At 71.8% G+C, this 22,571-nt stretch carries 21 protein-coding genes and 1 tRNA gene; 10 read left to right on the top strand and 12 right to left on the bottom strand.

What is annotated here, in order from left to right; genetic code table 11:
- The first annotated feature begins 57 nt into the window (after positions 1–57).
- Together IEZ01_RS10445 and IEZ01_RS10440 are read left to right on the top strand one after the other, a co-directional pair.
- Entirely contained in the window at positions 58–1,386 is a 1,329-nt protein-coding gene (locus tag IEZ01_RS10445; protein WP_028797582.1) for a nicotinate phosphoribosyltransferase, read from the top strand.
- A 112-nt stretch (positions 1,387–1,498) separates the two neighbouring features.
- Positions 1,499–2,089, top strand: coding sequence for a nicotinamidase (locus IEZ01_RS10440; protein WP_189201272.1), 591 nt, complete (start codon positions 1,499–1,501; stop codon positions 2,087–2,089).
- A 15-nt stretch (positions 2,090–2,104) separates the two neighbouring features.
- Here IEZ01_RS10440 and IEZ01_RS10435 read toward each other — a convergent pair whose 3' ends face one another.
- Positions 2,105–2,410, bottom strand: a complete 306-nt coding sequence (locus IEZ01_RS10435; RefSeq protein ID WP_019886709.1) for a hypothetical protein — start codon at positions 2,408–2,410, stop codon at positions 2,105–2,107.
- Between the two features lie 123 nt (positions 2,411–2,533).
- A complete protein-coding gene (locus IEZ01_RS10430) occupies positions 2,534–4,975 on the bottom strand; it encodes an immune inhibitor A domain-containing protein (RefSeq protein ID WP_189201270.1) in 2,442 nt (813 codons plus the stop codon).
- A 386-nt stretch (positions 4,976–5,361) separates the two neighbouring features.
- Between IEZ01_RS10430 and IEZ01_RS10425 the strand changes: the two genes are divergently transcribed.
- A complete protein-coding gene (locus tag IEZ01_RS10425) occupies positions 5,362–5,679 on the top strand; it encodes a hypothetical protein (RefSeq protein WP_019886712.1) in 318 nt (105 codons plus the stop codon).
- Here IEZ01_RS10425 and IEZ01_RS10420 read toward each other — a convergent pair.
- Together IEZ01_RS10420 and IEZ01_RS10415 are read right to left on the bottom strand one after the other, a co-directional pair.
- Positions 5,665–6,438: an RDD family protein gene (locus IEZ01_RS10420; RefSeq protein WP_019886713.1), complete on the bottom strand. Its 774-nt coding sequence runs from the start codon at positions 6,436–6,438 to the stop codon at positions 5,665–5,667. The two genes, IEZ01_RS10425 and IEZ01_RS10420, sit on opposite strands and share 15 nt — an antisense overlap.
- Positions 6,439–6,511: 73 nt before the next feature.
- On the bottom strand, positions 6,512–7,885 hold the full coding sequence (locus IEZ01_RS10415) for an RDD family protein (protein WP_373287588.1): 1,374 nt from the start codon (positions 7,883–7,885) through the stop codon (positions 6,512–6,514).
- A gap of 242 nt (positions 7,886–8,127) precedes the next feature.
- Between IEZ01_RS10415 and IEZ01_RS10410 the strand changes: the two genes are divergently transcribed.
- The gene (locus IEZ01_RS10410; RefSeq protein ID WP_019886715.1) at positions 8,128–8,610 is read left to right on the top strand and encodes an SsgA family sporulation/cell division regulator; all 483 of its coding nucleotides are present in this window, start codon (positions 8,128–8,130) and stop codon (positions 8,608–8,610) included.
- A 17-nt stretch (positions 8,611–8,627) separates the two neighbouring features.
- Here the strand turns inward: IEZ01_RS10410 and IEZ01_RS10405 are convergent, their stop codons facing one another.
- Complete coding sequence (locus IEZ01_RS10405; RefSeq protein ID WP_189201266.1) at positions 8,628–10,007, bottom strand: FAD-binding oxidoreductase; 1,380 nt, start codon at positions 10,005–10,007, stop codon at positions 8,628–8,630.
- A gap of 109 nt (positions 10,008–10,116) precedes the next feature.
- On the opposite strand from IEZ01_RS10405, the gene IEZ01_RS10400 reads away from it, so the two are divergent.
- Positions 10,117–11,775: a tetratricopeptide repeat protein gene (locus IEZ01_RS10400; protein ID WP_189201265.1), complete on the top strand. Its 1,659-nt coding sequence runs from the start codon at positions 10,117–10,119 to the stop codon at positions 11,773–11,775.
- 276 nt (positions 11,776–12,051) lie between these two features.
- Here the strand turns inward: IEZ01_RS10400 and hppD are convergent, their stop codons facing one another.
- Positions 12,052–13,197 (bottom strand): 4-hydroxyphenylpyruvate dioxygenase, encoded by a 1,146-nt coding sequence (gene hppD / locus IEZ01_RS10395; protein ID WP_019886719.1) that lies wholly within the window; start codon positions 13,195–13,197, stop codon positions 12,052–12,054.
- A 121-nt stretch (positions 13,198–13,318) separates the two neighbouring features.
- On the opposite strand from hppD, the gene IEZ01_RS10390 reads away from it, so the two are divergent.
- The 3 genes from IEZ01_RS10390 to IEZ01_RS10380 all read left to right on the top strand — a co-directional run bounded on the left by IEZ01_RS10390 (position 13,319) and on the right by IEZ01_RS10380 (position 14,766).
- Positions 13,319–13,795, top strand: a complete 477-nt coding sequence (locus tag IEZ01_RS10390) for an Lrp/AsnC family transcriptional regulator (protein ID WP_019886720.1) — start codon at positions 13,319–13,321, stop codon at positions 13,793–13,795.
- Between the two features lie 80 nt (positions 13,796–13,875).
- Positions 13,876–14,502 carry a winged helix-turn-helix domain-containing protein gene (locus IEZ01_RS10385; protein ID WP_189201263.1) on the top strand — a complete coding sequence of 209 codons (627 nt, stop codon included), beginning with the start codon at positions 13,876–13,878 and terminating at the stop codon, positions 14,500–14,502.
- Positions 14,503–14,550: 48 nt separating this feature from the next.
- Positions 14,551–14,766: a hypothetical protein gene (locus IEZ01_RS10380; protein WP_019886724.1), complete on the top strand. Its 216-nt coding sequence runs from the start codon at positions 14,551–14,553 to the stop codon at positions 14,764–14,766.
- A 16-nt stretch (positions 14,767–14,782) separates the two neighbouring features.
- On the opposite strand, the gene IEZ01_RS10375 is transcribed toward IEZ01_RS10380, so the two are convergent.
- The 6 genes from IEZ01_RS10375 to IEZ01_RS10350 all read right to left on the bottom strand — a co-directional run bounded on the left by IEZ01_RS10375 (position 14,783) and on the right by IEZ01_RS10350 (position 21,042).
- Positions 14,783–15,580 carry a YlbL family protein gene (locus IEZ01_RS10375; RefSeq protein WP_019886725.1) on the bottom strand — a complete coding sequence of 266 codons (798 nt, stop codon included), beginning with the start codon at positions 15,578–15,580 and terminating at the stop codon, positions 14,783–14,785.
- Between the two features lie 470 nt (positions 15,581–16,050).
- The gene (locus tag IEZ01_RS10370) at positions 16,051–16,695 is read right to left on the bottom strand and encodes an IclR family transcriptional regulator (protein ID WP_019886726.1); all 645 of its coding nucleotides are present in this window, start codon (positions 16,693–16,695) and stop codon (positions 16,051–16,053) included.
- A 348-nt stretch (positions 16,696–17,043) separates the two neighbouring features.
- The gene (locus IEZ01_RS10365) at positions 17,044–18,828 is read right to left on the bottom strand and encodes a DEAD/DEAH box helicase (protein WP_078513299.1); all 1,785 of its coding nucleotides are present in this window, start codon (positions 18,826–18,828) and stop codon (positions 17,044–17,046) included.
- A gap of 149 nt (positions 18,829–18,977) precedes the next feature.
- On the bottom strand, positions 18,978–19,346 hold the full coding sequence (locus IEZ01_RS10360; protein ID WP_019886729.1) for a type II toxin-antitoxin system death-on-curing family toxin: 369 nt from the start codon (positions 19,344–19,346) through the stop codon (positions 18,978–18,980).
- Positions 19,346–19,543 (bottom strand): plasmid mobilization protein, encoded by a 198-nt coding sequence (locus IEZ01_RS10355; protein WP_028797586.1) that lies wholly within the window; start codon positions 19,541–19,543, stop codon positions 19,346–19,348. Before IEZ01_RS10355 ends, IEZ01_RS10360 begins: the two co-directional genes overlap by 1 nt.
- 32 nt (positions 19,544–19,575) lie before the next feature.
- Complete coding sequence (locus tag IEZ01_RS10350; protein WP_189201261.1) at positions 19,576–21,042, bottom strand: MFS transporter; 1,467 nt, start codon at positions 21,040–21,042, stop codon at positions 19,576–19,578.
- A 200-nt stretch (positions 21,043–21,242) separates the two neighbouring features.
- Between IEZ01_RS10350 and IEZ01_RS10345 the strand changes: the two genes are divergently transcribed.
- A tRNA-Cys gene (locus IEZ01_RS10345) sits at positions 21,243–21,314 on the top strand.
- Positions 21,315–21,627: 313 nt separating this feature from the next.
- Complete coding sequence (locus IEZ01_RS10340) at positions 21,628–22,569, top strand: protein kinase family protein (protein ID WP_189201259.1); 942 nt, start codon at positions 21,628–21,630, stop codon at positions 22,567–22,569.
- Positions 22,570–22,571: the final 2 nt, after the last annotated feature.

Raw genomic sequence — 22,571 nt, 5'->3', positions numbered from 1 at the left:
ACAAACGGGCCCGGAGAAATCGTCACTCTGACGAGTATTCGGGGTAGCATCGTTGCCATGAACACTGCGGACCTTGGGCTGCCGGTGGACGTGCCGTCGACCGCGCTCTTCACGGACCAGTACGAGCTGACGATGCTCCAGGGGGCCCTGCGGGGCGGCACGGCCGACCGGCGGTCGGTCTTCGAGGTCTTCACCCGGCGGCTCCCGGAGGGGCGGCGCTACGGAGTCGTGGCCGGTGTCGGCCGGGTGCTCGACGCCGTCGAGAACTTCCGCTTCGACGCGGGCGTGCTGGGCTTCCTCCGGGAGCGGGGGATCGTGGACGCGCCGACCCTCGAATGGCTCGCGCAGTACCGTTTCAGCGGTGACATCTGGGGCTACCCCGAGGGCGAGGTGTACTTCCCCGGGTCCCCGATCCTGCGGGTCGAGGGCTCCTTCGCCGAATGTGTGCTGCTGGAGACCGTGATCCTCTCCATCCTCAACCACGACTCGGCCATCGCGGCCGCGGCCTCCCGGATGTCCGCGGCGGCCGGCGGCCGGCGGCTGATCGAGATGGGCGCCCGCCGCACCCACGAGCTGGCGGCGGTCGCCTCCGCCCGCGCCGCCTACGTCGGCGGCTTCGACTCCACCTCCGACCTCGCCGCGGGCTTCCGTTACTCCATTCCGACGGTCGGCACCTCCGCGCACGCCTTCACCCTGCTGCACGACAGCGAGCGGGACGCCTTCCGGGCCCAGATCGACTCCCTCGGCAGCGGTACGACCCTCCTCGTCGACACCTACGACGTGACCGAGGCCGTACGGAGCGCGGTGGAGCTCGCCGGCACCGGCCTCGGGGCCGTGCGCATCGACTCCGGCGACCTGCTGCTGGTCGCCCACCGGGTGCGCCAGCAGCTCGACGAGCTGGGCGCCACCGGCACCAAGATCGTGGTCACCTCCGACCTGGACGAGTACGCCATCGCCTCGCTGGCCGCCGCGCCGGTCGACGCGTACGGCGTGGGCACGCAGCTGGTCACCGGAAGCGGTCACCCCACCTGCTCGATGGTGTACAAACTCGTCGCCAGGGCCCGGTCCGCCGACCCCAAGGCGCCGCTGGAGGCGGTCGCCAAGAAGTCCCTGGGCGGCAAGGCCTCCGTCGGCGGCCGCAAGTGGGCCGCGCGCCGGGTGGACGCCGACGGGATCGCCGAGGCGGAGGTCGTCGGCACCGGTCCCGTACCGGCCGGTCTCGCCGGCCGCCAGCTGCTCGTGGAGCTGGTCAAGGGCGGCGAGGTCGTCGCCAGGGAGCCGCTGGAGGCCGCCCGGGAGCGGCACATCGCGGCCCGGGCCGGGCTGCCGATGTCGGCCATCCAGCTGTCGCGCGGCGAGCCGGTGATCCCTACGGAGTACGTCTGAGGCGGCGGCGCCCGGGGGAAGGGAATGCCCCCTCCCGTACCGGCGGTGAAGTCTCTAGTCTCAAGTCATTCCCCGCCCGCACTCTCCCACCCACCCGCGAAGGACACCCGCCATGCACCGCGCATTGATCGTCGTGGACGTTCAGAACGACTTCTGCGAGGGCGGCAGCCTCGCGGTGACGGGGGGCGCGGACGTCGCCGCCGCCATCACGGACCTGGTCGGCGAGGCCGCGGGCGCCATCTACCGCCATGTCGTCGCCACCCGCGACCACCACATCGACCCGGGCGCCCATTTCTCGGAGCAGCCGGACTACGTGGACTCCTGGCCGGTGCACTGCGTCGCCGGCACGGAAGGGGTGGGCTTCCACCCCAATTTCGCGCCGGCGGTCGCCTGCGGCGCGATCGACGCGGTCTTCGACAAGGGCGCGTACGCGGCGGCGTACAGCGGCTTCGAGGGCACGGACGAGAACGGCACGACGCTGGCCCAGTGGCTGCGTGACCACGAGGTCACGGAGGTGGACGTGGTGGGCATCGCCACGGACCACTGCGTACGGGCCACCGCCCTGGACGCGGCCCGGGAGGGCTTCACCACGCAGGTGCTGCTCGACCTGACGGCCGGCGTGGCCAAGGGGACGACGGACCGGGCCCTGGAGCAGCTGCGGGCCGCGGGGGTGGAGCTGACCGGCAAGCCGGTCGTCTCCTGACCCTCAGGGCCGGGCTCAGGGCTGGGGCAGCAGGGCGCGTATGGGGTGCCAGAGCTCGTCGGCCAGGCCGGGGCTGGAGCGCCACAGCAGGCCGTCCGGGTGGTGGAGCACGGCGGTGACCTCGTCCGGGGTCGGGGGTTCGGCGTTGCCGCGCAGGTAGACGGCGCGCAGGCCCAGGTTCCGCAGCCTGGTCAGGGCGCGGGCGCGGTTGACGGCGTGGACCAGGAAGCGGACCGTGCCGCCGTCCTCGACCGGGCTCGGCAGGCTGAGCGCGACGACCACGCTGCCGTTCGGCAGCTTGCAGAACCCTCCGCCGGGCATGCGGAACCACTCCCCCGTGAGATGGCGTGTCAATAAGAACCTCGTAGCACGCACCTAAACACGATCGGCCGCCGCCCGCTAGAGGGCGACGGCCGATCATGCTTTGACCTGCGGTTATGCCTTTTACTTGGTCGAGGGACCCACCTGGACGGTGATCGTCTGGCCGTTGCGCGGCTGCTGGACGATCGCGATCTTGGTGTTGGTGTCAGTTACCTGAACGCTGCCCTGCGGGTTCTCGGCGTGCCAGTAGACGCCCTTGCGGTCGTCGAAGACCGGGTTGCCGGCCTGCGGCTTGATCCGCAGCGGGACGCCCGCCTTGTGGAGCGTGAAGCTGTCCGTGGCGTAGCGGCTGAACGGCGCGTCGAACGGCTGGATCTTGTTGCGCAGGAGCGAGCCGTCCTTCCACTTCATCGGCTTGGCGTGGGCGTCGATCGGCAGGATCAGGCCCGAGCCGTGATGGACGGCGGTGTTGTTGTCCTTCTGGGAGGTGTCCCACAGCCAGACCAGCAGACCGGTCTGGTACGGGTAGTGCTCGACCCAGCTGGCCTTGTCACCGGCGAAGCCGAAGTTGTACGGGCCGACCTTGAGGGTGGCGTCGTAAGAGACGTACTGGCGGTTCTCGGCCAGGTAGTACTGCTCGTACTCCTTGGTGAAGCCCTTGCCGATCCGGGAGAAGCCCTTCGCGGTCCAGCCGTTGTCGCCGTTCTCGGCGCCGTCGGTGAAGAGCGCGGCGCCGTCGGCGGTGATCTGGATGGCGTCGGCCGCGAAGCCCTTGCCGCCCGCGCCGCCGTCGGTCTGGTAGCGGAAGCGGAGGTCGATCTTCTTGTCGGCGTAGGCGTCCAGCGGGAAGACGAGCTTCTTGTACGCGCCGGAGACGTCGGTCAGCGCGGGGGCGCCGCTGGCGTCACGCGGCAGGGCCTTGCCGTCGGCGGTGCCGTCCAGCGCGGTCCACTTGGCGCCGCCGTCCGTCGACACCTCTGTGTAGAGGTAGTCGTAGTCCAGCTCGATGTCGTACCAACCGCTCAGCGAGAGCTCGGCCTTGGACTTGCCGGTGAGGTCGACGGAGCGGGTGAGGGTGTTCTTGAGGTCGTCACCCATGTCGCTCCACCACTGGGTGGCGCCCTCGGCGGGCTGCACGACGTCGGTGGTGACCTTCTTCTTCGGCAGCTCGACGACGAGTGCCTGCGGGTTCTTGGTGTTGTACTCCGAGACACCCAGCTTGTGCGTGGACTTCTTGGCACGCTGGTCGTTGGAGACCTTGGTGTAGTTCAGCCAGCCGAGCTGGAGCTTGTCCCAGGAGGTCATGTCGCCGGGCAGGTCGCCGATGGCGTCCTTGCCGGTGCCGAGCCAGGAGCCGGCCGACATCAGGGACCAGAAGCCGACCGAGTTCTCGGCGCCCTTCTTGCCCGAGGTGTCGTACAGGTCGGGCAGGCCCAGGTCGTGGCCGTACTCGTGGGCGAAGACACCGAGGCCGCCGTTCTCGGGCTGCATGGTGTAGTCGCCGACCCAGATGCCGGTGGAGCCGATCTGGGTGCCGCCGGCCTTGTTGTGCGCCGGGCCGGTCTTGCCGGCGTCGGTGCCGTACGCGTACCAGCGGTGGGCCCACAGCGCGTCGCCGCCCTGGGCGCCGCCGCCCGCGGACTCGTCCTCGCCGGCGTGCACGATCTGGAAGTGGTCGATGTAGCCGTCGGCTTCGTTGAAGTTGCCGTCGCCGTCGAAGTCGTAGCGGTCCCAGAGGTCGTACTTGGCCATGTCGGCCTTGATCTGGGCGTCGGTGCGGCCCTTGGCCTTCTGGTCGGCGACCCAGGCGGTGACGCCGTCGCGGACCGCGTCCCAGACGTTGGAACAGTTGCTGTTGCCGCAGTAGTTGGAGCCGTACCGGGCCTCGTTGTAGTCGACCTTGACCCAGTCGGAGACGGCGCCGTCGACCGAGTAGCGGCCGGAGGAGGTGCGCTCGTAGTAGGTCTTCAGGGACTGCTTCGGCTTGCCCTTCTTGTCCTTGCCGGTGCCGAAGTAGAGGTCCTGGAAGTGCTGCCGGTTGTAGTCCGCCTGCCAGGCCGTGGAGTTGTCCACCGCGCGGTCGGGCTTGGCTATCTTGTTGTGCAGCGGGCCGGGCGTGCCGCCGAACTTCGGCTTGGGCTCGTCCGTTTCGTCGTCCTTGCGGTCGACCATGGTGGTGTTGTCCACCTTGTCGCCGAACTCGACCAGGATCGTGAAGATCTTGTCGGTCTTCTCGCGGCCGAGCTCGACGTACTTCTTGGCGTCGAGCTTCACGACCTGGGAGCCGCCGCGGCGCTCCACCTTGGACTCGCCGCTGAGCACCTTCTCCAGGGCCGCCTTGCGCTGCTGCTCGCGCTGCTTGCTGAACGGACCCTCGAGGTCGTGGTCGACCGCCGTCTTGTCGTGGTGGTGTGCCCCCGGCGCCGGGTCATGGCGCTCGATCGCGGTGGGGGCGGAGACGTGGTTGTCGGCCTGAGCCGTGGTCAGGGCCGAGGCCGTGGCGGCGGTGGTCGCGAGGGCCACGAAGACCGCGGACGCTCTCATCGCCCGTCGTCTGTTGCTCACTTGATGTTGTCCTCCCCGGCGCCCGCATCCGCGGACCGGGGGTGGGGTGATGTCCGCAGGTCGGAAACGCGCGTCACAAGTGACGACATTCGACCGGAGTTTCACGGGAAAAGACAGACCTTGACTTGAACAGGCCAACTACACTATGCAGAACGGCGTTTCCGATATACGGACAGTCGGGAAACGTCATACGAACGCCGAACGGGCGCATCACACGGGCGCGTCGAGGGGGACGGTGCTCCTGCGCGCCCCTCATGCACCGGTACCGTGGGTTAGGTCACGCTTACTACCGGTTCCTCTCGGGCATCCACCGTCGTAGAGTCGTTTGTCAGTGCGACCCAGGTGCGAGACACCCCGTATACGTTGCTTCGAGGACGGAATCCGTCATGCCGCGTCCGACTGCCGCACAGCTCGCCTACGGTTCGGCCACCGTCGTCTTCTCGACCGTCGCCATGCTTCTGCTCTTCGGTACGACGACGGGCGTCGGCGTCGCGGTCATCGGTGTCGCGGCGCTCCTGCTCGGGCTGCTGGTCGCGATGACCGTCCCCCTGCCGGGCAGGAGGAAAGCGGCGGACCGGTCCTCCGAGAAGGACCACTCCGCCGCCTCCGCGTCCCGGCCTCAAGGGAGCCGGATACCCTCTCCGCGGCCCCGGTCGGCCGCGGGCACCGACAGCCGCATCAGTGAGCACTCACTGCGTCGTTGACACCACCACCGTCTTGGCGGCCTTGTCGTGCAGGCCCTGCTTGTAGGGCTTGTCGACCACGATCAGGACGAGGATCAGCAGCGGCCACAGGCAGGCGCAGCAGATCAGCGCGGGCAGCCACAGCACGAGCGCGCGGACGAGCGAGGCGTTCATCGGCGGCGTGGAGCCGTCGTTGAGCATCGCGGTCCGCAGCTTCATCAGCCGCTTGCCGAGGGTCTGTCCGTTCTTGGCGGTCAGCACGGTGTCGTAGGCGATGTACGCCACGATCGAGATCAGCTGGAAGACGAGCTGGGTGCCGCCGTTGTACGTCGCGATGGCGTCGCCGAAGTCGTCGGTCTCCTCCGTGACCCGCCCGTAGATGTCGAACGGGATGCCGATGAGCGCCAGCGGAATGGTGATGATCAGCCAGTCGATGAACCTGGCCACGATCCGCTTGCCCGTGTCGGCGAGCGGCGGCATCCCGGAGAGCGGATCGGTGCCGCCGTAGCCGCCGCCTCCGTAGGAGCCGTACGGCGGTGGGGGCGGGGGGGCGTTGTCGTACGGGGAGCCGCCGTAGGGGGAGCCGGGCGGGGGTTCACCCGGGGGCGGTGAGCCGTACGGGGAGCCGGGCGGCGGGCCCTCGGGGGGCGGCGTACCCCCGGGCGGGCCCGTCGGGGGCGGTGGTTCGGAGCCCCCGGACGGCGGCGGAGGCTCCTGGGGCCTCTTGCGGAACGGATCGTCCTCGGGCGGCTGGCCTGACGGCGGCTGATCGTTGCTCATGGGGGCAGTGCACCCCGGCGGGCAGGGGCCCGCAACGGCGCGTATGCCGTTCGGGGGACCCCTCCCCCGGGGGCTAGCCGGCCACGAAGGTGCGGGCCGCCTTGTCGTGCCAGCACTGGCGCCAGGGCCGGTCGAAGAGACACCACAGGACGTTCAGGACGCCCAGCACCAGCAGGCCGAGCACGCTGTAGACCAGCCAGCGGCGCAGCGCGGCGCCGAAGGTGGGCGGCTCGTGCGCCTCGATGTCGCGCACCTCGATACCGCAGAGCTTCTTGCCGAGCGTACGGCCCCATTTGGCGGTGGGCACCGCTTCGTACAGCACCCCGAGGACGAGCAGGGCGGCCAGGGCGATGCCGAAGTGGACGGAGGTGGTGGAGTCGACGAGCCAGACCTGCACGGTCACACCCGACTGCTTGGCCGCCTCGATCTTGCCGTTGATGTGGTCGAGCGCCTGGAGGACGAAGGGGACGGAGACGGCGCCGACCGCCGCGCCGAGGACGACGGTGTCGATGAGCCGCGCCGCGAGCCGCTTGCCGAGGGCGGCGGGGCGGGCGGCGGCCTGCGCCTGGGCGGCCTTGAGGAAGGGGTCCTCGACCGGCGGCTTCCAGGGCATGACGGGCGTCTGGGGCTGCTGCACCCGCACCTGAGGCTGGGGCTGGGGGTCGGGCTGGGCCAGCTGGTGGACCTGCTGCGCCCAGGAGGCCGCGCCGCCGCCAGGGCCCTGGGTGACCGGCGTCTGCGGCTCGGCGGGCTGCGGCGCCGGCTGGGGCTGCGGGTGGGCCTGGGCCGGGACCTGCGGCTGCGGGCGCGGCCGGGGCAAAGGCTGCGGCTCGGGCTGCTGGGTCCGGGGGGCCGGCTGGGGCTGGGGGCTCATCGCGCGGATGGTCATCGTGCCGCCGTCCGGCTGCGGCTCGGGCGTGCGCGACTCCACCTGCCGCACGCCCGGCAGCTGCCCGCCCGTCGGGTCAACGGACCGCTCGGACTCCCGGGCGGCGGGAGCGGATGCGGAGGCCGGGCGGCGGGGGTCGGCCGAGGTGGGGGCGGGCTCCTGCGGTTCGGGGGCGCCCCAGGAGACCCGACGGTCGCGGTCGCCGCCGAAGCCGGTCTGGCGGGCCGTGTCCGCCTGCCAGGCGGAGGCGGGCTCGGGCCGGGTCTCCGCGGCCGGTTCCTCCTCCAGCTCGTCGAAGAACATCGGCCCGGTCTCCTCGACCGAGGGAGCCGGGGCGGGCGCGGGCGCCGGGGCCGGCACCGGGGCGGACACGGCCGCCGGGGGCGGCGTGGGCATGCCCTCGCCGTCCTTGGGTGCGGGCCTGCTGGTGCCCGGCACCCAGGCGGCACCGTTCCAGTACCGGACATATCCGGGAATGGAAGGATCCGGGTAATACCCTTCCCGGGGTGCGTTCCCGCCGTCACCTGGAGGCGTAGCCACTGCCCCATCTCCGTTCACTCACACGATGCGTCTCCGCCGGGCCAAGGAGGACAGTAACGAAGAACGTGAGCCCGGGAACAAGGAGCTTGACAGAAAGCCCCGCGTACGAGCGACGCCCGAAGGCCACGATCAGGCGACGGACCGGTCACGGAAAGTAGTGAGAAGTTTTTCGCGGAAGTCGCGTCATGACCGGCGGGCAAGCCGCTCTCTCCAGTACGGCCCGCTCCTGGGCCCCGTACCCGAGAGGAAGTGGCAGGCTCATGCAGCAGGACACCGTGGTGGAGCGCGAACTGGAACTGAAGCTGGTGCTCTCGCCCGAGCGCAGCATCCCCGTACCGGCCCGGCTGACCTACCGCGTGGACGATCCGTACGCGGTCCACATCACCTTCCACGTCGGCTCCGAGCACCCCGTGAACTGGACCTTCGCCCGCGAGCTGCTCGTCGAAGGGGTGTTCCGGCCGTGCGGTCACGGAGACGTGCGGATCTGGCCCACCAAAGTGGACGGGCAGAGCGTCATCCTGATGGCGCTGTCATCACCCGATGGGGACGCCCTGCTGGAGGCGCCGGCCGCTCAGCTCGCGGCGTGGCTGGAGCGGACGCTGGTCACCGTCGAGCCGGGTACGGAGTCGGAGCAGCTGGGGATCGACGACGGCCTGGCCCGGCTGCTCGCCCCGGCGGCCGCCGACGACCTGTGGCTGAGCGACCCGTGGCCGTCGGACGAGTCGCAGGAGGGCGAGGTCTGACGGCCGCGGGCGGTGAGTCAGAAGAGTTTGCCGGGGTTGAGGATCCCGAGCGGGTCGAAGGTCTGCTTGATGCCGCGTTGGAGTTCGAGCCCTACGGGCCCGAGTTCGCGGGCGAGCCACTCCTTCTTCAGGACACCGACGCCGTGTTCGCCGGTGATGGTCCCGCCGAGTTCCAGACCGAGGGCCATGATCTCGTCGAAGGATTCGCGGGCGCGCCGTGACTCGTCGGGGTCGTGGTGGTCGAAGCAGACGACGGGATGGGTGTTGCCGTCGCCGGCGTGGGCGCACAGGCCGATGGTGAGGTCGTACTTCTCGGCGACGGCGGACGTGCCCTCGATCATGTCGGCGAGCTGGGAGCGGGGGACGCAGACGTCGTCGATCATGGTGGCGGGTTTCAGGGTCTCCAGCGCGGTGAGCGACAACCGACGCGCCTGGAGGAGCAGTTCGGACTCCGCCGCGTCCTCGGCGGGGACGACCTGGGTGGCTCCGTGGGCGGTGCAGAGCTCGCCGACGGCGAGCAGGTCGGCGGTCGGGTCCGGGGTGTCGAAGGCGGCGAGCAGCAGCGCCTCGGTGGTGTCGGGCAGGCCCATGTGGGCGAGTTGGTTGACCGCGCGGATGGTGGTGCGGTCCATCAGTTCGAGGAGTGAGGGCGTGTGACCGCGTTCCATGATCGCGCAAATGGCGTCGCAGGCGGTGGCCGCGGAGGGGAACTCGGCGGCGAGCACGAGCTGTCGGGGCGGCTTGGGGCGCAGCGCCAGCACCGCTTTGACAACGATGCCGAGGCTGCCTTCGGAACCGACGAAGAGCCGGGTGAGGTCGTAGCCGGCGACGCCCTTGGCGGTGCGGCGGCCGGTGGACATCAGCCGGCCGTCGGCGAGGACGACGTCGAGCCCGAGGACGTACTCGGCGGTGACGCCGTACTTGACGCAGCACAGGCCGCCGGAGGCGGTCCCGATGTTCCCGCCGATCGTGCAGGTCTCCCAGCTGGAGGGGTCCGGCGGGTAGTAGAGGCCGTGTTCGCCGACGGCGCGCGAGAGGACGGCGTTGACGACGCCCGGTTCGACCACGGCGATCCGGTCGACCGGGCTGATCTCCAGGATCCGGTCCATCTTGGTGAGCGAGAGCACGATGCAGCCGTCGGAGGCGTTGGCGGCGCCGGACAGGCCGGTGCGGGCGCCCTGCGGGACGACCGGGACGCGCAGCGCGGTGGCGGTGCGCATGACGTGCTGGACCTGCTCGACGGTGCGCGGGAGGACCACGACGGCGGGGGTGCCCGCCGCGCAGAAGCTCGCCATGTCGTGGGCGTACGAAGCGGTGACGTCCGGGTCGGTGATGAGGGCTTCGGCCGGGAGGCCCGCACGGAGCCGATCGTGGAGCTGTGCCAGGAGATCGTCCATGATCCCAGCCTGGCACCGGGGGCCATCGGTGTGAACCCGTCGGCCGATCCGCTTCACCGGGCGGAGTGTGGCCTTCGTGTGGTCTTCGTACCGACGCACAGTGAGCGCCATGAAGAGCGCCATGAAGACGGAAACGGTCACAAGGACGGTCCTGGTTTCGGTGGCGGGCGCGGTGCTGGTGGGGTCGGCTCTGATGTTCGTGCCCGGAATGGTGCAGGACGTGCCCGCGCCGGCGCCGGGGCCGGCCGCGCGGGCGATGACGGCGGTGGCCTCCGGGGCGCAGGCGACGCTGCCGGATCTGGCCGCGCTCATCGACGACCGGGAGAAGTGGCTGAGTAAGCACCCCAAGGACGAGGAGTCCTGGGCGGTGCTTGGCGCGGCGTACACCGAGCGCGGCACCCGCGTCGGGGAACCGGCGAGTTTCCGGCGGGCGGAGTGGGCGCTGCGCCGGTCCCTGGCGGCGCTCCCGGCCGAGGAGGGGAACGTGGACGCGCAGGTGGGGCTCGGGGCGCTGGCCAACGCGCGCGGCGACTACATGACGGCGTGGCGGTGGGGGGAGCAGGCGCGTCGGTTGAAGCCGAAGCGGTGGACGGCGTATCCGGTGCTGTTCGAGGCGTACAACGGCCTGGGCAACTACAAGGCGGCGCGGGAGGCCGTGGAGCAGCTGGGGAAGCTGCGCACCGGGTCACCGGTGCTGGCCCGGACGGCGCAGTCGTACCGGGACCGGGGCTGGCGCGAGGACGCGGCGGCCACCGCTGCGGAGGCCGTGGCGCGCGCGGCGACCCCGGCCGAGAAGGCGGCATGCCTGCACCGGCTGGGGGAACTGGCCTGGGAGCGCGGCGATTTGGCCGAGGCGGTCGACAACTACGACGCGGCGCTGCGGCTGCTGCCGGGCCACGGCCCGTCGCTGGCGGGCCGGGCCCGGGCACTGGGGGCGCTGGGGCGTACGGACGAGGCGTTCCGCGACTACGAGGCCGCGCTGCGGGCGCTCCCGCTGGCGTCGTACGCCCTGGAGTCCGGGGAGTTGTACGAGTCGCTGGGGCTCGACACTGACGCGCAGGAACGGTACGCGGTGCTGCACGACCGGCAGCGGCGGGGGAACCCGGGCGGGGCCGACGACACGCTGGTCCTCGGCCGGTTCGAGGCGGACCACGGCGATCCGGAGGCGGCCGTGGTGCGGCTGCGGACCCTGTGGGCCAAGCACCGTTCGGTGGAGGTGGCCGACGCGCTCGGATGGGCGCTGCTGAAGGCGGGCGAGCCGCGGCAGGCGCTGGAGTTCGCGAAGCGGGCGACGGAGAGCGGGGTGCGCAGCGCGCTGTTCACGTACCACCGCGGGGAGGTCGAGCGTGCGCTCGGCGAGTACGGGGCGGCGCGCCGCCACATCGGTGAGGCGCTGCGGATCAATCCGCACTTCTCGCCGCTGCTGGCGCCGCGGGCGAAGGAGTCCCTGTCCTCGCTGGGCGACCCGCCGGAGGGCGGCCCGCGCCAGATGTACCCGAAGCCACCGGCGACCGAGCGACAGCCGGCCCGGGAGACGGGCAAGCCGCCCGGCCAGCGCCGCGGCTCGGTCGAGCCGCCCTCCGGCCGGACGGCCGGCCCCAGGACGGCGTCGTCGCCGTCGTCGGCCTCCGGCTCGACGCCGAGGGCGTCGACATCGGGGGCGGGGTGGACGTCGGGAACGGGGTCGTCGTCTGCGTCGGCCTCGTCCGCCGGGGCGGCTTCGTCGTCGACGTCCTCGGCATCGTCGGCGTCCACGCGGACGGACTGACGGGGCGGGGGCGGGCGGCACGGCGGGCGGCGCGTTGGCGCTTGCCGCGCGGCCGTGTGCCCGGCGGACGGGCTCGGCCCACGCTGCCTGCGGCCGCCGAGCGGCCGTGGGCGGCAGCCGACGCGACCACCCGTCCGCGCCGCCGTGTGCCCGCCGGACGGGCCCCGCCCACGCTGCCTGCGGCCGACGGGCGGCAGTCGAACGCGGCACGCGCGGCCCGGCCGCGACCGCGGGCCCGGCCCCCCGTTGCGGTGCCGGACCCACGGGTTCTGCGGGCTAGAGGTTGCCGCGCTTCTCCTGCTCGCGCTCGATCGCCTCGAAGAGGGCCTTGAAGTTGCCCTTGCCGAAGCCCATCGAGCCGTGGCGCTCGATCATCTCGAAGAAGACGGTCGGGCGGTCCTGGACCGGCTTGGTGAAGATCTGCAGCAGGTAGCCGTCCTCGTCGCGGTCCGCGAGGATCTTCAGCTCACGCAGCGTCTCGATCGGCACGCGGGTGTCGCCGACCCACTCGCCCAGCGTGTCGTAGTACGAGTCCGGGGTGTCGAGGAACTGGACACCCGCCGCGCGCATCGCCCGGACGGTCGCCACGATGTCGTTGGTGGCCAGGGCGATGTGCTGGACGCCCGCGCCGCCGTAGAACTCGAGGTACTCGTCGATCTGCGACTTCTTCTTCGCGATCGCCGGCTCGTTGATCGGGAACTTGACCTTGAGCGTGCCGTCGGCCACGACCTTCGACATCAGCGCCGAGTACTCGGTGGCGATGTCGTCGCCCACGAACTCCTTCATGTTCGTGAAGCCCATGACCTTGTTGTAGAAGCCGACCCACTCGTTCATCTTGCCGAGCTCGACGTTGCCGACGCAGTGGTCGATCGCCTGGAAGGTGCGCTTGGCCGGCGGCTCGACCATCGGCTTCGCGGCGACGAAGCCGGGGAGGTACGGGCCGTCGTAGCCGGAGCGCTCGACGAGGGTGTGGCGGGTCTTGCCGTACGTCGCGATGGCGGCGAGGACGACGGTGCCGTGCTCGTCCTTGACCTCGTACGGCTCGGTGAGGCCGCGGGCGCCGTGCTCGACGGCGTAGGCGTACGCGGCCCGGGCGTCCGGCACCTCGATGGCCAGGTCCACGACGCCGTCGCCGTGCTCGGCGACGTGCTCGGCGAGGAAGCGACCCCAGTCGGTGGAGGCCTTGATGACGGAGGTGAACACGAAGCGGGCGGCGCCGTTGGTGAGGACGTAACTGGCCGTCTCGCGGCTGCCGTTCTCCGGTCCGGAGTAGGCGACGAGCTTCATGCCGAAGGCCGTGGAGTAGTAGTGGGCGGCCTGCTTGGCGTTGCCGACGGCGAAGACGACCGCGTCCATTCCCTTCACGGGGAAGGGGTCGGCCTGCCGCGCCGTGGAGGGGGTGTGATCGATGGTCTCAGTCATGGCGGCAGACTCTCTCCGATCCACAAGCTGCGCAATAGTTTGTGATTAGTCTGGGCAATCTGCATAGGCAGCGGCCAGTATGGCCGGGCTATCTGTACATGGTGACCATCAGGAGTCCGTCATGGGGATCGATCATCTGGACGGCCGTCTCATCGTGCTGCTGGCACGGGAGCCGCGGATCGGGGTCCTGGAGGCCTCCCGCCGCCTCGGCGTGGCCAGGGGCACGGTCCAGGCGCGGCTGGACCGCCTCCAATCGAACGGCGTGATCCGCGGCTTCGGCCCGGACGTCGACCCGGCCGCGCTGGGATACCCCGTGACCGCGTTCGCCACCCTGGAGATCAAGCAGGGCCAGGGCGGGGACATCCGCGCCCACCTGGCGACCGTGCCGGAGGTCCTGGAGCTGCACACGACCACCGGCCACGGCGACATGCTCTGCCGCCTGGTCGCCCGCTCGAACGCCGACCTCCAGCGGGTGATCGACCGGGTGGTCGGCTTCGACGGGATCGTGCGCGCGTCGACGGCGATCGTGATGGAGAACCCCGTACCGCTCAGGATCATCCCGCTGGTGGAACAGGCGGCGCGGGACGAGGAGCCGTAGCGGACCCCCGGGGCGGCGTGCAAAGGAGTCCTTGCAAAGAAGTACTTGCAAGGACTCCTTTGCACGCCTAGAGTCGAAGCATGCCCGAGCCCGAGACCTCTCCCGAGTCCGCCGAGTCCGATCCCCAGTCACCGGCGCCGGACGCACCCAAGCGCGTGGAGCGCGCGCTCGACCCGCGGTCCCTGCGCGGCCTCGCCCATCCGCTCCGTATCCGCCTGCTCCAGGCCCTGCGGCGGCACGGCCCCGCCACCGCCTCGCAGCTCGCCGACCGTCTGGGCGAGTCCAGCGGAGCCACCAGCTACCACCTGCGGCAGCTCGCCGCGCACGGGTTCGTCGAGGACGCCCCGGAGCGCGGCAAGGGCCGGGAGCGCTGGTGGCAGGCGGCCCAGCAGGGCACCACCTTCGACGAGTCGGCACTCCGGGACGCCGACCCGGAGACCCGCGGCGCGGCCGACGTCTATCTGCACGAGATCGCGACCATCCACAGCCAGGAGCTCTCGACCTGGATCGGCACCCGGGCCGACTGGTCCGACGAGTGGGTCGCCGCGTCCGACCTGAGCGACTTCACCCTGCACGTCACCCCGGAGCAGCTACGCGAACTGGACCAGAAGCTGCACGCCCTGATCCGGAGCTACGCGTTCGCCGAGCCCGGCGACGCCGAGCGCGTCCGCGTCCATCTGCACGCGTTCCCCCAGCGCAACGCCTGACCGACCGAGACGACCGACACGACCCAGACGACCGAAGGGACACCCGCCATGCACGCGGACATCCACCTGCGGATGCACGAACTGCGCTCCACCGAGCTGCGCCATGAGGCGGCGGCCGCCGCGCTGCTCCCCCACCGGTCCAGCGAGGCGCGCGCGGCGCGGGCCGCCCATGCCGTACGGGCCCAGGTGGGCTGGGCACTGGTCGAGCTGGGGCTGCGCCTGGCCGCCCCTCAGCCTCGGACGGTCCACCCGACGGCCGTCTGACCTCGTCAGCAAGGCCTCAGCAGCTGGGGACCGGGCCGCCCTCGCCGAGGGCGCGGAGGGAGGAGACCGCGTCCTTGAGGGTGGAGACCGGGATGAGCCGCATGCCCTTGGGCAGTTCGGACTGGGCGTCCCCGCACTCCGCCTTCGGTACGAGGAAGACGGTGGCCCCGTCCCGTCCGGCCGCCTGGGTCTTCAGGGAGACCCCGCCGACCGCGCCGACCGTTCCGTCCGCCTCGATCGTGCCCGTACCGGCGATGGTCTTCCCGCCGGTGAGGTCCTTGCCGGCGCCGGCGCCCTGGAGCTTGTCGACGATGCCGAGCGAGAACAGCAGCCCGGCGCTCGGGCCGCCGACGTCGGCGAGGTGCAGGGTGACCTTTACCTGCTTCGGGTCCTTGCCGAGGTAGCCGAGGGCGGCCCGCACGGCCACGTCCTGCGACTCGGTCATCTGCTCCAGGTTGTGCCTCGCGACCTCGGCGTCGGACTTCCCGGCGGGGTAGACGGAGTTGCGGGGCAGCACGGCCCGGTCCGTACGGAACCATCCGTCCACGACCTGCCCGAGTCCGATGTCGGCGGACGGTCCGGTCGCCACGATGGTCGTCATCCGCAGCTGCCCGCTCGTCGGCCGCGTCTGTGCCCCGGAGATCGTGATCACCGGCTTCCCCTCGTCCGTGCCGAGCACGTCCGCGGTGGGACCGGGCTGCGCCACGGAGTACGGCAGCGGCGCCACCCCGACGACGAGCATCAGCGCGACGAGGGGCAGCGCGCAGAGCAGCAGCGCGCGGGTACGGGTGAGGTGGCCGAGACGGGAGAGCACCCGGCCAATGTATCGGCCGGCCACCGGCGGGGCGCACGACGGGCTCGCCCGGGACCGGCCGAGCGCCCGCGGGCGTACGACGGCTCACCCGGGACCGGCCAGGGGTCGGCGGGGCGTACGACGGCGCGCCCCCGCATCCGCCAGGGGCTGCGGAGCGTGCGAGGGCGCACCCGGCATCCGCCTGGGCCCGCAGGCGTACGACGGCTAACCCCGGGACCCGCTAAGGGACTGTGGGGCGTACGACGGCGCGCCCCCGCATCCGCCAGGGGCTGGGGAGCGTGCGAGGGCGCACCCGGCATCCGCCAGGACCTGCGGAGCAGACGACGGCTCGCCCCGGACCGGCCGAGCGCCCGCGGGCGTACGAGGGATCGCACACCGCATCCGCCAGGGCCGCGGAGCGTACGAGGACGCGCCCCGCACCGGCCAACAGCCACTCCCCCAGACCCGCCAAGGGTCGGCGAGGCGGCTCGCTAGCGCAGCGCGTCCGCCACCTCTCGGGCCGCGTCCAGGACGCGGGGGCCGACCCGTTCGGGGATGGCGTCCGCGAGCATGACCACTCCGACGCTGCCCTCGATGCCGGTGACGCCGATCAGCGGCGCGGCCGCCCCGCTCGCGCCCGCCTCCAGTTCGCCGTGGGTGAGGGTGAAGCCGGGGTCGCCCAGGCCGCCGGCCTGGCGGGCGGAGAGGATCGCCCGGCCGGCCGCGCCCCGGTCCAGCGGGTGGCGGAACCCGGCGCGGTAGGCGACGTGGTAGTCGGTCCAGGTCGGCTCCACGACCGCGACGGCCAGCGCCTCGGCGCCGTCCACCAGGGTCAGGTGGGCCGTGGCGCCTATGTCCTCGGCGAGCGAGCGCAGCGCGGGCAGCGCCGCCTCCCGTACGAGCGGGTGGACCTGGCGGCCGAGCCTGAGCACGCCGAGTCCCACCCGGGCACGGCCGCCCAGGTCGCGGCGGACGAGGGCGTGCTGTTCGAGTGTGGCGAGCAGACGGTAGACGACGGTCCGGTTGACGCCGAGTTTGTTGGACAACTCGGTGACGGTCAGCCCGTGGTCGGTGTCGGCAAGCAGTTTCAGGACCCTGAGGCCCCGGTCGAGCGTCTGGGAAGTCTCCGCGGTCACGACGCCCCCTCCTTCGGAGTGAGTGACGGCGGACACTCTCACGGGGTTGCGACACCGGTCCCAAGCGGCGACGCACGGAGAGGCCGCCGGCAGGCCATGGCACACCGGCTGCGCTCCGCGGCGGCGCTGCCACGGGGCGTGCATGTTGCGGGGGACAGTAGCGACCGGCTCCGCTCAGCGGAAGCCCTCGTCCAGAATCCGGGCGTCCATGAGGCCTTGATCCCCGTTAGGGGTGTCCTCCGCTCCGACGTGCGGCTTTGGAGGTCAAGACGAACTATGTCCGTGGCCCGCTCGTACGCCCCCTATACACCCCTCCCCACGCCCCCCGCTGGACCCCGCGGGGTCCGGCTACCGCATCCGGGTCGCCCACTCCTGGACCTTTTTGATCCGCTCCCGGATCTGGCCCGCGGTCGCCTCCGCGCTCGGCGGACCGCCGCAGACACGGCGCAGCTCGGTGTGGATGACGCCGTGCGGCTTGCCGCTCTGGTGGACGTAGGCGCCGACCATCGTGTTGAGCTGCTTGCGCAGCTCCAGGAGCTCCTTGTGGGAGACGACCGGCCGCCGCTCGGCGGGAAGCTCCAGCAGGTCGGCCTCGGAGTCGGGCCTCTTGCGGCTGTGCGCGATCTGCCTGGCCTGGCGCTTCTGCAGGAGCAGCTGCACCTGGTCGGGTTCGAGGAGGCCGGGGATGCCGAGGTAGTCCTGCTCCTCCTCGCTGCCCGGGTGGGCCTGCATGCCGAACTCTGCGCCGTCGTAAAGGACCCGGTCGAAGACGGCGTCGGACTCCAGCGCCTCGAAGGGCAGCATGTCCTGCTCGCCGGTGTCCTCGTCCTGCTGCTTCTCGGCCTCCGCCATCTCCTTCTCGGACTCGGCGTACGGGTCCTCCTCGCCGTCCTTCTTGGGGCGGTCGAGGACGTGGTCGCGCTCGACCTCCATCTCGTTGGCGAATCCGAGGAGATTGGGAATCGTCGGAAGGAACACGGAGGCGGTCTCGCCGCGCCTGCGGGATCGTACGAAACGGCCGACGGCCTGGGCGAAGAAGAGCGGGGTGGAGATGGTGGTGGCGTACACGCCGACGGCGAGGCGGGGCACGTCGACGCCCTCGGACACCATGCGGACCGCGACCATCCAGCGGTCGTCGTTCTCGCTGAACTCGTCGATCCGCTTGGAGGCGCCGACGTCGTCGGAGAGGACGACGGTGGCCTTGGTGCCGGTGATCTCCCTGATCAGTTTGGCGTAGGCGCGGGCCGAGTCCTGGTCACTGGCGATGACCAGCCCGCCGGCGTCCGGGATGCCCTTCCTGACCTCGGTCAGCCGCTGGTCGGCGGCGCGCAGCACGTTGGGCATCCAGTCGCCGCGCGGGTCGAGGGCGGTGCGCCAGGCCTGGGAGATGGCGTCCTTGGTCATCGGCTCGCCGAGCCGGGCGGCGACCTCGTCACCGGCCTTGGTGCGCCAGCGCATGTTGCCGCTGTAGGAGAGGAAGATGACGGGCCGGACGACGCCGTCGCCGAGGGCGTTGCCGTAGCCGTAGGTGTAGTCGGCGGAGGAGCGGCGGATGCCGTCGTTGCCCTCTTCGTACGTGACGAAGGGGATGGGGTTGGTGTCGGACCGGAAGGGCGTACCGGTCAGCGCGAGCCGCCGGGTGGCTGGGTCGAACGCCTCCAGGCAGGCCTCGCCCCAGGACTTGGAGTCACCGGCGTGGTGGATCTCGTCGAGGATGACGAGCGTCTTGCGCTGCTCGCAGCGGTTGCGGTGCAGCATGGGCCGTACGCCGACACCCGCGTACGTGACGGCGACGCCTTGGTACTCCTTGCTGAGGGGTCCGGCGCTGTAGTCGGGGTCGAGCTTGATCCCGATCCGCGCGGCCGCGGCGGCCCACTGCTTCTTGAGGTGCTCGGTGGGCGCGACGACGGTGACCTGCTGCACGACGTGGTGGTGCAGCAGCCAGGAGGCGAGGGTCAGCGCGAAGGTGGTCTTTCCGGCGCCGGGGGTCGCCACCGCGAGGAAGTCGCGCGGCTGCTCCTGGATGTACTTCTCCATGGCGCCCTGCTGCCAGGCACGCAGCTTGTTGGCGGTGCCCCAAGGGGCCCGGCCGGGGAAGGCGGGTGAGAGGTGATGGGAGGCGGTAGTAGTCACGGTCTCCGGTTCACGGGCTCGGGTACACGGGATGTCCGTACGACAACCGGGCCACCTTACCGGCGGCCCGGTCCCCGTCCCGGCCGCGCGACGCGGTGACCTCGCGGAGTGCGACGGGCGTCACACTCGTGGCGCCCCGTGTGCTCGCCTCAGCGACTGAACACCGGCAACTGTGCGGCGATCTTGGGCACGTCGAGCGCGCCCTGGCAGACGTCCAGCACGAACTGCTCAGCCGCGTCGACGTCGAACCCCGCGTCGAGCGGATGGCCGTTCATATGGAGGAAGACCCAGGTCGCGTACCAGGCCAGACGCTTGTTGCCGTCGACGAGGGCGTGGTTGCGGGCGAGGGACTCCATCAGCGCCGCGGCCTTCTGCCAGACATCCGGGTAGGCGTCCTGCCCGAACACGCTCGACTGGGGCCGCGCGAGCGCGGAGTCGAGCAAGCCGTAGTCGCGCACTTCCGCGGCACCGAGTCGCTCGGCCAGCCTGAGCAGCTCGGGCAACGTGAGGTACTGGATCAGGCGAGCCTCCGGTTCAGCTCCTCGCTCACCTTCAGCACGTGATCGGCCGCCTCGTTGAACAGCCGCGAGTGTTCGTTTATGGCCCTGAGGACCGCGTCATGGGCGAAGGACTGCATGCTGCGTCCCTCCGCCTCGGCCCGCTCGCGCAGGGCATCCAGCTCTTCCTCGGTGAACCTGACATTGAGACCAGCCATGTCTCGACGGTACCGCATGGTACCGCCCGGTGTCAGCGCGTTTCCGGCGCGCTCAGGCGGGTCGCCACCCACGCCCCGGCGAGCGCCACCGCGGCCATCGGCAGGAACACCGCCGCGAAGGCCGCCGGGTGGGAGGCCGAGGAGGCAGTGGGGGCGGCGTGGGACATCGCGCCGCCGCCGAGGGCCGCGAAGGCCGCGCCGCCGGTGGCGAGGAGGATGACGTTGGAGAGGCCGTCGGAGATCTGCAGGGCCGCGGAGTTCGCGCCGGCCTCGTCGGGGGCGGAGAGCGTCAGCAGCAGGACGCTGGTGGAGGCGATGACCAGGCCCATGCCGAGGGAGCCGAACGTCCAGGCGACCGCGACCGTCCAGGCCGGCACCGCGGGGATCAGTACGCTCGGCGCGGCCGCGATGGCCGCGGCGACCAGGACCATGCCGAGCACCATCAGCCTCTGCCGGTGCGGCTCGGCCCACGGCCGGGCCTGGATGTACGAGCCGAGGGCCCAGCTGGCACCGCCGACGGCCAGCGACATCCCGGCGAGGGTCGGGCTGAGGCCGCGCTCGGTGACCAGCATCAGCGGCACGAAGGACTCGGCCGCGATGAACGACCCGGCCGCGATGCCGCGCAGCAGGACCACGGACGGCAGTCCGCGCGCCGCCCGGTAGGTGCCGCGCGGCAGCAGCCCCAGCACGGACGGCACGAGCAGCGCCACGCCGGCCACGGCCGGGAAGAGGGAGAGCCAGCGCAGCTCCTGCCCCGCGTACTGGAGCAGCCCGGCGCCCAGCGAGATCCCGAACGCCAGCCGGATCCGCTGCCGGTCGAACGCGGCCACCGGCGCGTGCGGGTCCGCCGGCCCCGAGGCGGTGCGCCGGATCGCGGGCAGCGCGAGGGCGAGCGGCAGGACGACGAGGGCCGGGATGCCGACGAACACCCAGCGCCAGCCGAGGTGTTCGGTGAGGGTGCCGGCGGCGAGCGGGCCGACGACCGAGGGGATGACCCAGCTCGCGGCGAACGCGGCCATGATCGCGGGCCGCAGCGCCTCGGCGTAAGCACGGCTGACGACGACGTACAGCGCGACGATCACCAGACCCCCGCCGAGGCCCTGCACGGCCCGGCCCGCGATGAACAGCCACATCGTGCCCGCCGTGCCGGACAGCAGCAGCCCGGCGGCGAAGGCGGACATGCCGGCGGTGAGCGGGGCGAGCGGCCCGCTCCGGTCGGACCACTGCCCGGACAGGACCATCGCGAAGAGGCTGGTGGTGAAGTACGCGGAGAACGCGAAGGCGTAGAGGGGGACGCCGTCCAGCTCGCGTGCGGCGACGGGCATGGCCGTACCGACGGCGGTGGCCTCGAAGGCGATCAGCAGGACGACGGAGACGATGCCGACGGAGAGCGCCCGATGGGCCCGGTCGAGCACGCTGCCGCCGCCTTGTGCGGGGGCGGCGGGGTGGGCGGTCTGGCGGGCCGGTATGTCGGTGTCCGGTGGTTCAAGGGCGCTCATGAGCCCAGAGTAAGGGGCGATACCGGTTTTGAACCCTGTCGCAAGGCGGGGCCGGGGTGCGCCTTTGGTCGTACGACGGTTGTACGACCGCCGCCTCCGCCGCACCGCTGTGAACGCGGCATGGCAGTCGTGTTGCGGGGCGGGCGCCGCTCTTGAGGGGCCGGGGCGGCGGCCCGTACGGTCGTTGATGTCGCCAACACGGCCGTGTGCCCGAGTGGTTCAGGGGCTCGCCTGCAAAGCGAGTTACGCGGGTTCGATTCCCGCCACGGCCTCCGAGCAGGACCCTGGGGACAGCTGGGTCGGGCGTTCGCCGGAATTCCGGGAACGCTCAGCCAGGCCTCTCGACAGGCCCCCACAAGAGCTGGCCCTTGAGACCCAGCTTGGCGTACAGCCACCGCGCCCCCTGGGCCCGACGCCCGGCCGCGCCGCCCGCGCCCCGACAGCTTCGGGCAGCTCAGCCGCCGATCAGTAGGCGCACTCGGCGCGCGTCCGCCCGGCGACGGATCCGCCGCCCACTGACCAGGGCCACTCTGGGATATGAGTAGGCTCCTGCTTGCTCTGGTGACAGCTGAGGGGGATGTGTACATGGAACGGCCGCGCCCGGGCGGCGCCCCTGCCACTGCCCCTGTCCCCGCCGCACGGCAGATCGGCCCGTACCACCTCATCACCCGGCTCGACCCGCCCGGCGGCCACGTCACCTGCCGTCGTTTCATCGCCCGCAGCGCCGACGGCGACCGTACGGTCCTGGTCAACTCCCCGCTCCCAGGCGCCGACCCCGGCCGTTTCGCCGTGGAGGCGGAGGCGGGCCGGCGTCTCATGGGGCCCTGGGTCGCGCCCGTCGCGGAGGTGGCCGCGCCCGGGGAGGTGCCCTGGTACGCCGTCCCGTACCTGCCCGCGCTGCCCCTGCCGGTCGCCCTCGCCGTGCACGGCTCCCCGCTGCCCGAGCGGACCGTACGCGCGCTGGGCGCCGCCCTCGCCGAGACGCTGCAGACCGCCCACGCCCAGGGCCTGACGCACGCGGGCCTCTCCCCCGCCGCCGTTCTGATCACCGGCGACGGGCCGCGACTGACCTGCTTCGGTGCCGTACGGGCCGCAGCGCCCGACGGTGAACAGCGCGCCGGGCTCCCGGGCCTGGAGCCGGGCGGAATCGCCCCCGAACAGGTCTCGGGCGGCCGCCCGCGCCCACCCGGCGACATCTACGCGCTGGGCGCGGTCCTCGCGTACGCCGCCACCGGGCACACCGTCCCCGAAGGGGACGAACTCCCCGCCGGTCTACGCCCGTTGATCTCCGCATGCCTGAGCCGGGACCCGGCCGGCCGGCCCACCGCGGCCGACGCCCTGACCGAGCTGGCACCCCCCGCCCCGCACGCCACCGTGCTCAGCTCGGCGGGATCCCTGATGACACCGGGCTGGCTCCCCGGCCGGATCGTCGCCGCCCTCGCCCGCCAGTCGGCCGAGGTCCTCGCCGCCGAACTCCGCCTCCCCCAGCCCCCGTTCACCCCCCACGTCCCACAGACCTGGAACTGAAG

The sequence above is a fragment of the Streptomyces purpureus genome (genome assembly GCF_014648195.1).
GTDB classification, from domain to species: domain Bacteria; phylum Actinomycetota; class Actinomycetes; order Streptomycetales; family Streptomycetaceae; genus Streptomyces; species Streptomyces purpureus.
This window is presented reverse-complemented; position numbering and strand designations above follow the sequence as displayed.

Bases quoted from the DNA above. Each gene is read 5' to 3' on its own strand.
- IEZ01_RS10445 (WP_028797582.1), top strand. From the start codon at position 58: ATGAACACTGCGGACCTTGGGCTGCCGGTGGACGTGCCGTCGACCGCG.
- IEZ01_RS10440 (WP_189201272.1), top strand. From the start codon at position 1,499: ATGCACCGCGCATTGATCGTCGTGGACGTTCAGAACGACTTCTGCGAG.
- IEZ01_RS10435 (WP_019886709.1), bottom strand. From the start codon at position 2,410: ATGCCCGGCGGAGGGTTCTGCAAGCTGCCGAACGGCAGCGTGGTCGTC.
- IEZ01_RS10425 (WP_019886712.1), top strand. From the start codon at position 5,362: ATGCCGCGTCCGACTGCCGCACAGCTCGCCTACGGTTCGGCCACCGTC.
- IEZ01_RS10420 (WP_019886713.1), bottom strand. From the start codon at position 6,438: ATGAGCAACGATCAGCCGCCGTCAGGCCAGCCGCCCGAGGACGATCCG.
- IEZ01_RS10410 (WP_019886715.1), top strand. From the start codon at position 8,128: ATGCAGCAGGACACCGTGGTGGAGCGCGAACTGGAACTGAAGCTGGTG.
- IEZ01_RS10405 (WP_189201266.1), bottom strand. From the start codon at position 10,007: ATGGACGATCTCCTGGCACAGCTCCACGATCGGCTCCGTGCGGGCCTC.
- IEZ01_RS10400 (WP_189201265.1), top strand. From the start codon at position 10,117: ATGAAGAGCGCCATGAAGACGGAAACGGTCACAAGGACGGTCCTGGTT.
- hppD (WP_019886719.1), bottom strand. From the start codon at position 13,197: ATGACTGAGACCATCGATCACACCCCCTCCACGGCGCGGCAGGCCGAC.
- IEZ01_RS10390 (WP_019886720.1), top strand. From the start codon at position 13,319: ATGGGGATCGATCATCTGGACGGCCGTCTCATCGTGCTGCTGGCACGG.
- IEZ01_RS10385 (WP_189201263.1), top strand. From the start codon at position 13,876: ATGCCCGAGCCCGAGACCTCTCCCGAGTCCGCCGAGTCCGATCCCCAG.
- IEZ01_RS10380 (WP_019886724.1), top strand. From the start codon at position 14,551: ATGCACGCGGACATCCACCTGCGGATGCACGAACTGCGCTCCACCGAG.
- IEZ01_RS10355 (WP_028797586.1), bottom strand. From the start codon at position 19,543: ATGGCTGGTCTCAATGTCAGGTTCACCGAGGAAGAGCTGGATGCCCTG.
- IEZ01_RS10350 (WP_189201261.1), bottom strand. From the start codon at position 21,042: ATGAGCGCCCTTGAACCACCGGACACCGACATACCGGCCCGCCAGACC.
- IEZ01_RS10340 (WP_189201259.1), top strand. From the start codon at position 21,628: ATGGAACGGCCGCGCCCGGGCGGCGCCCCTGCCACTGCCCCTGTCCCC.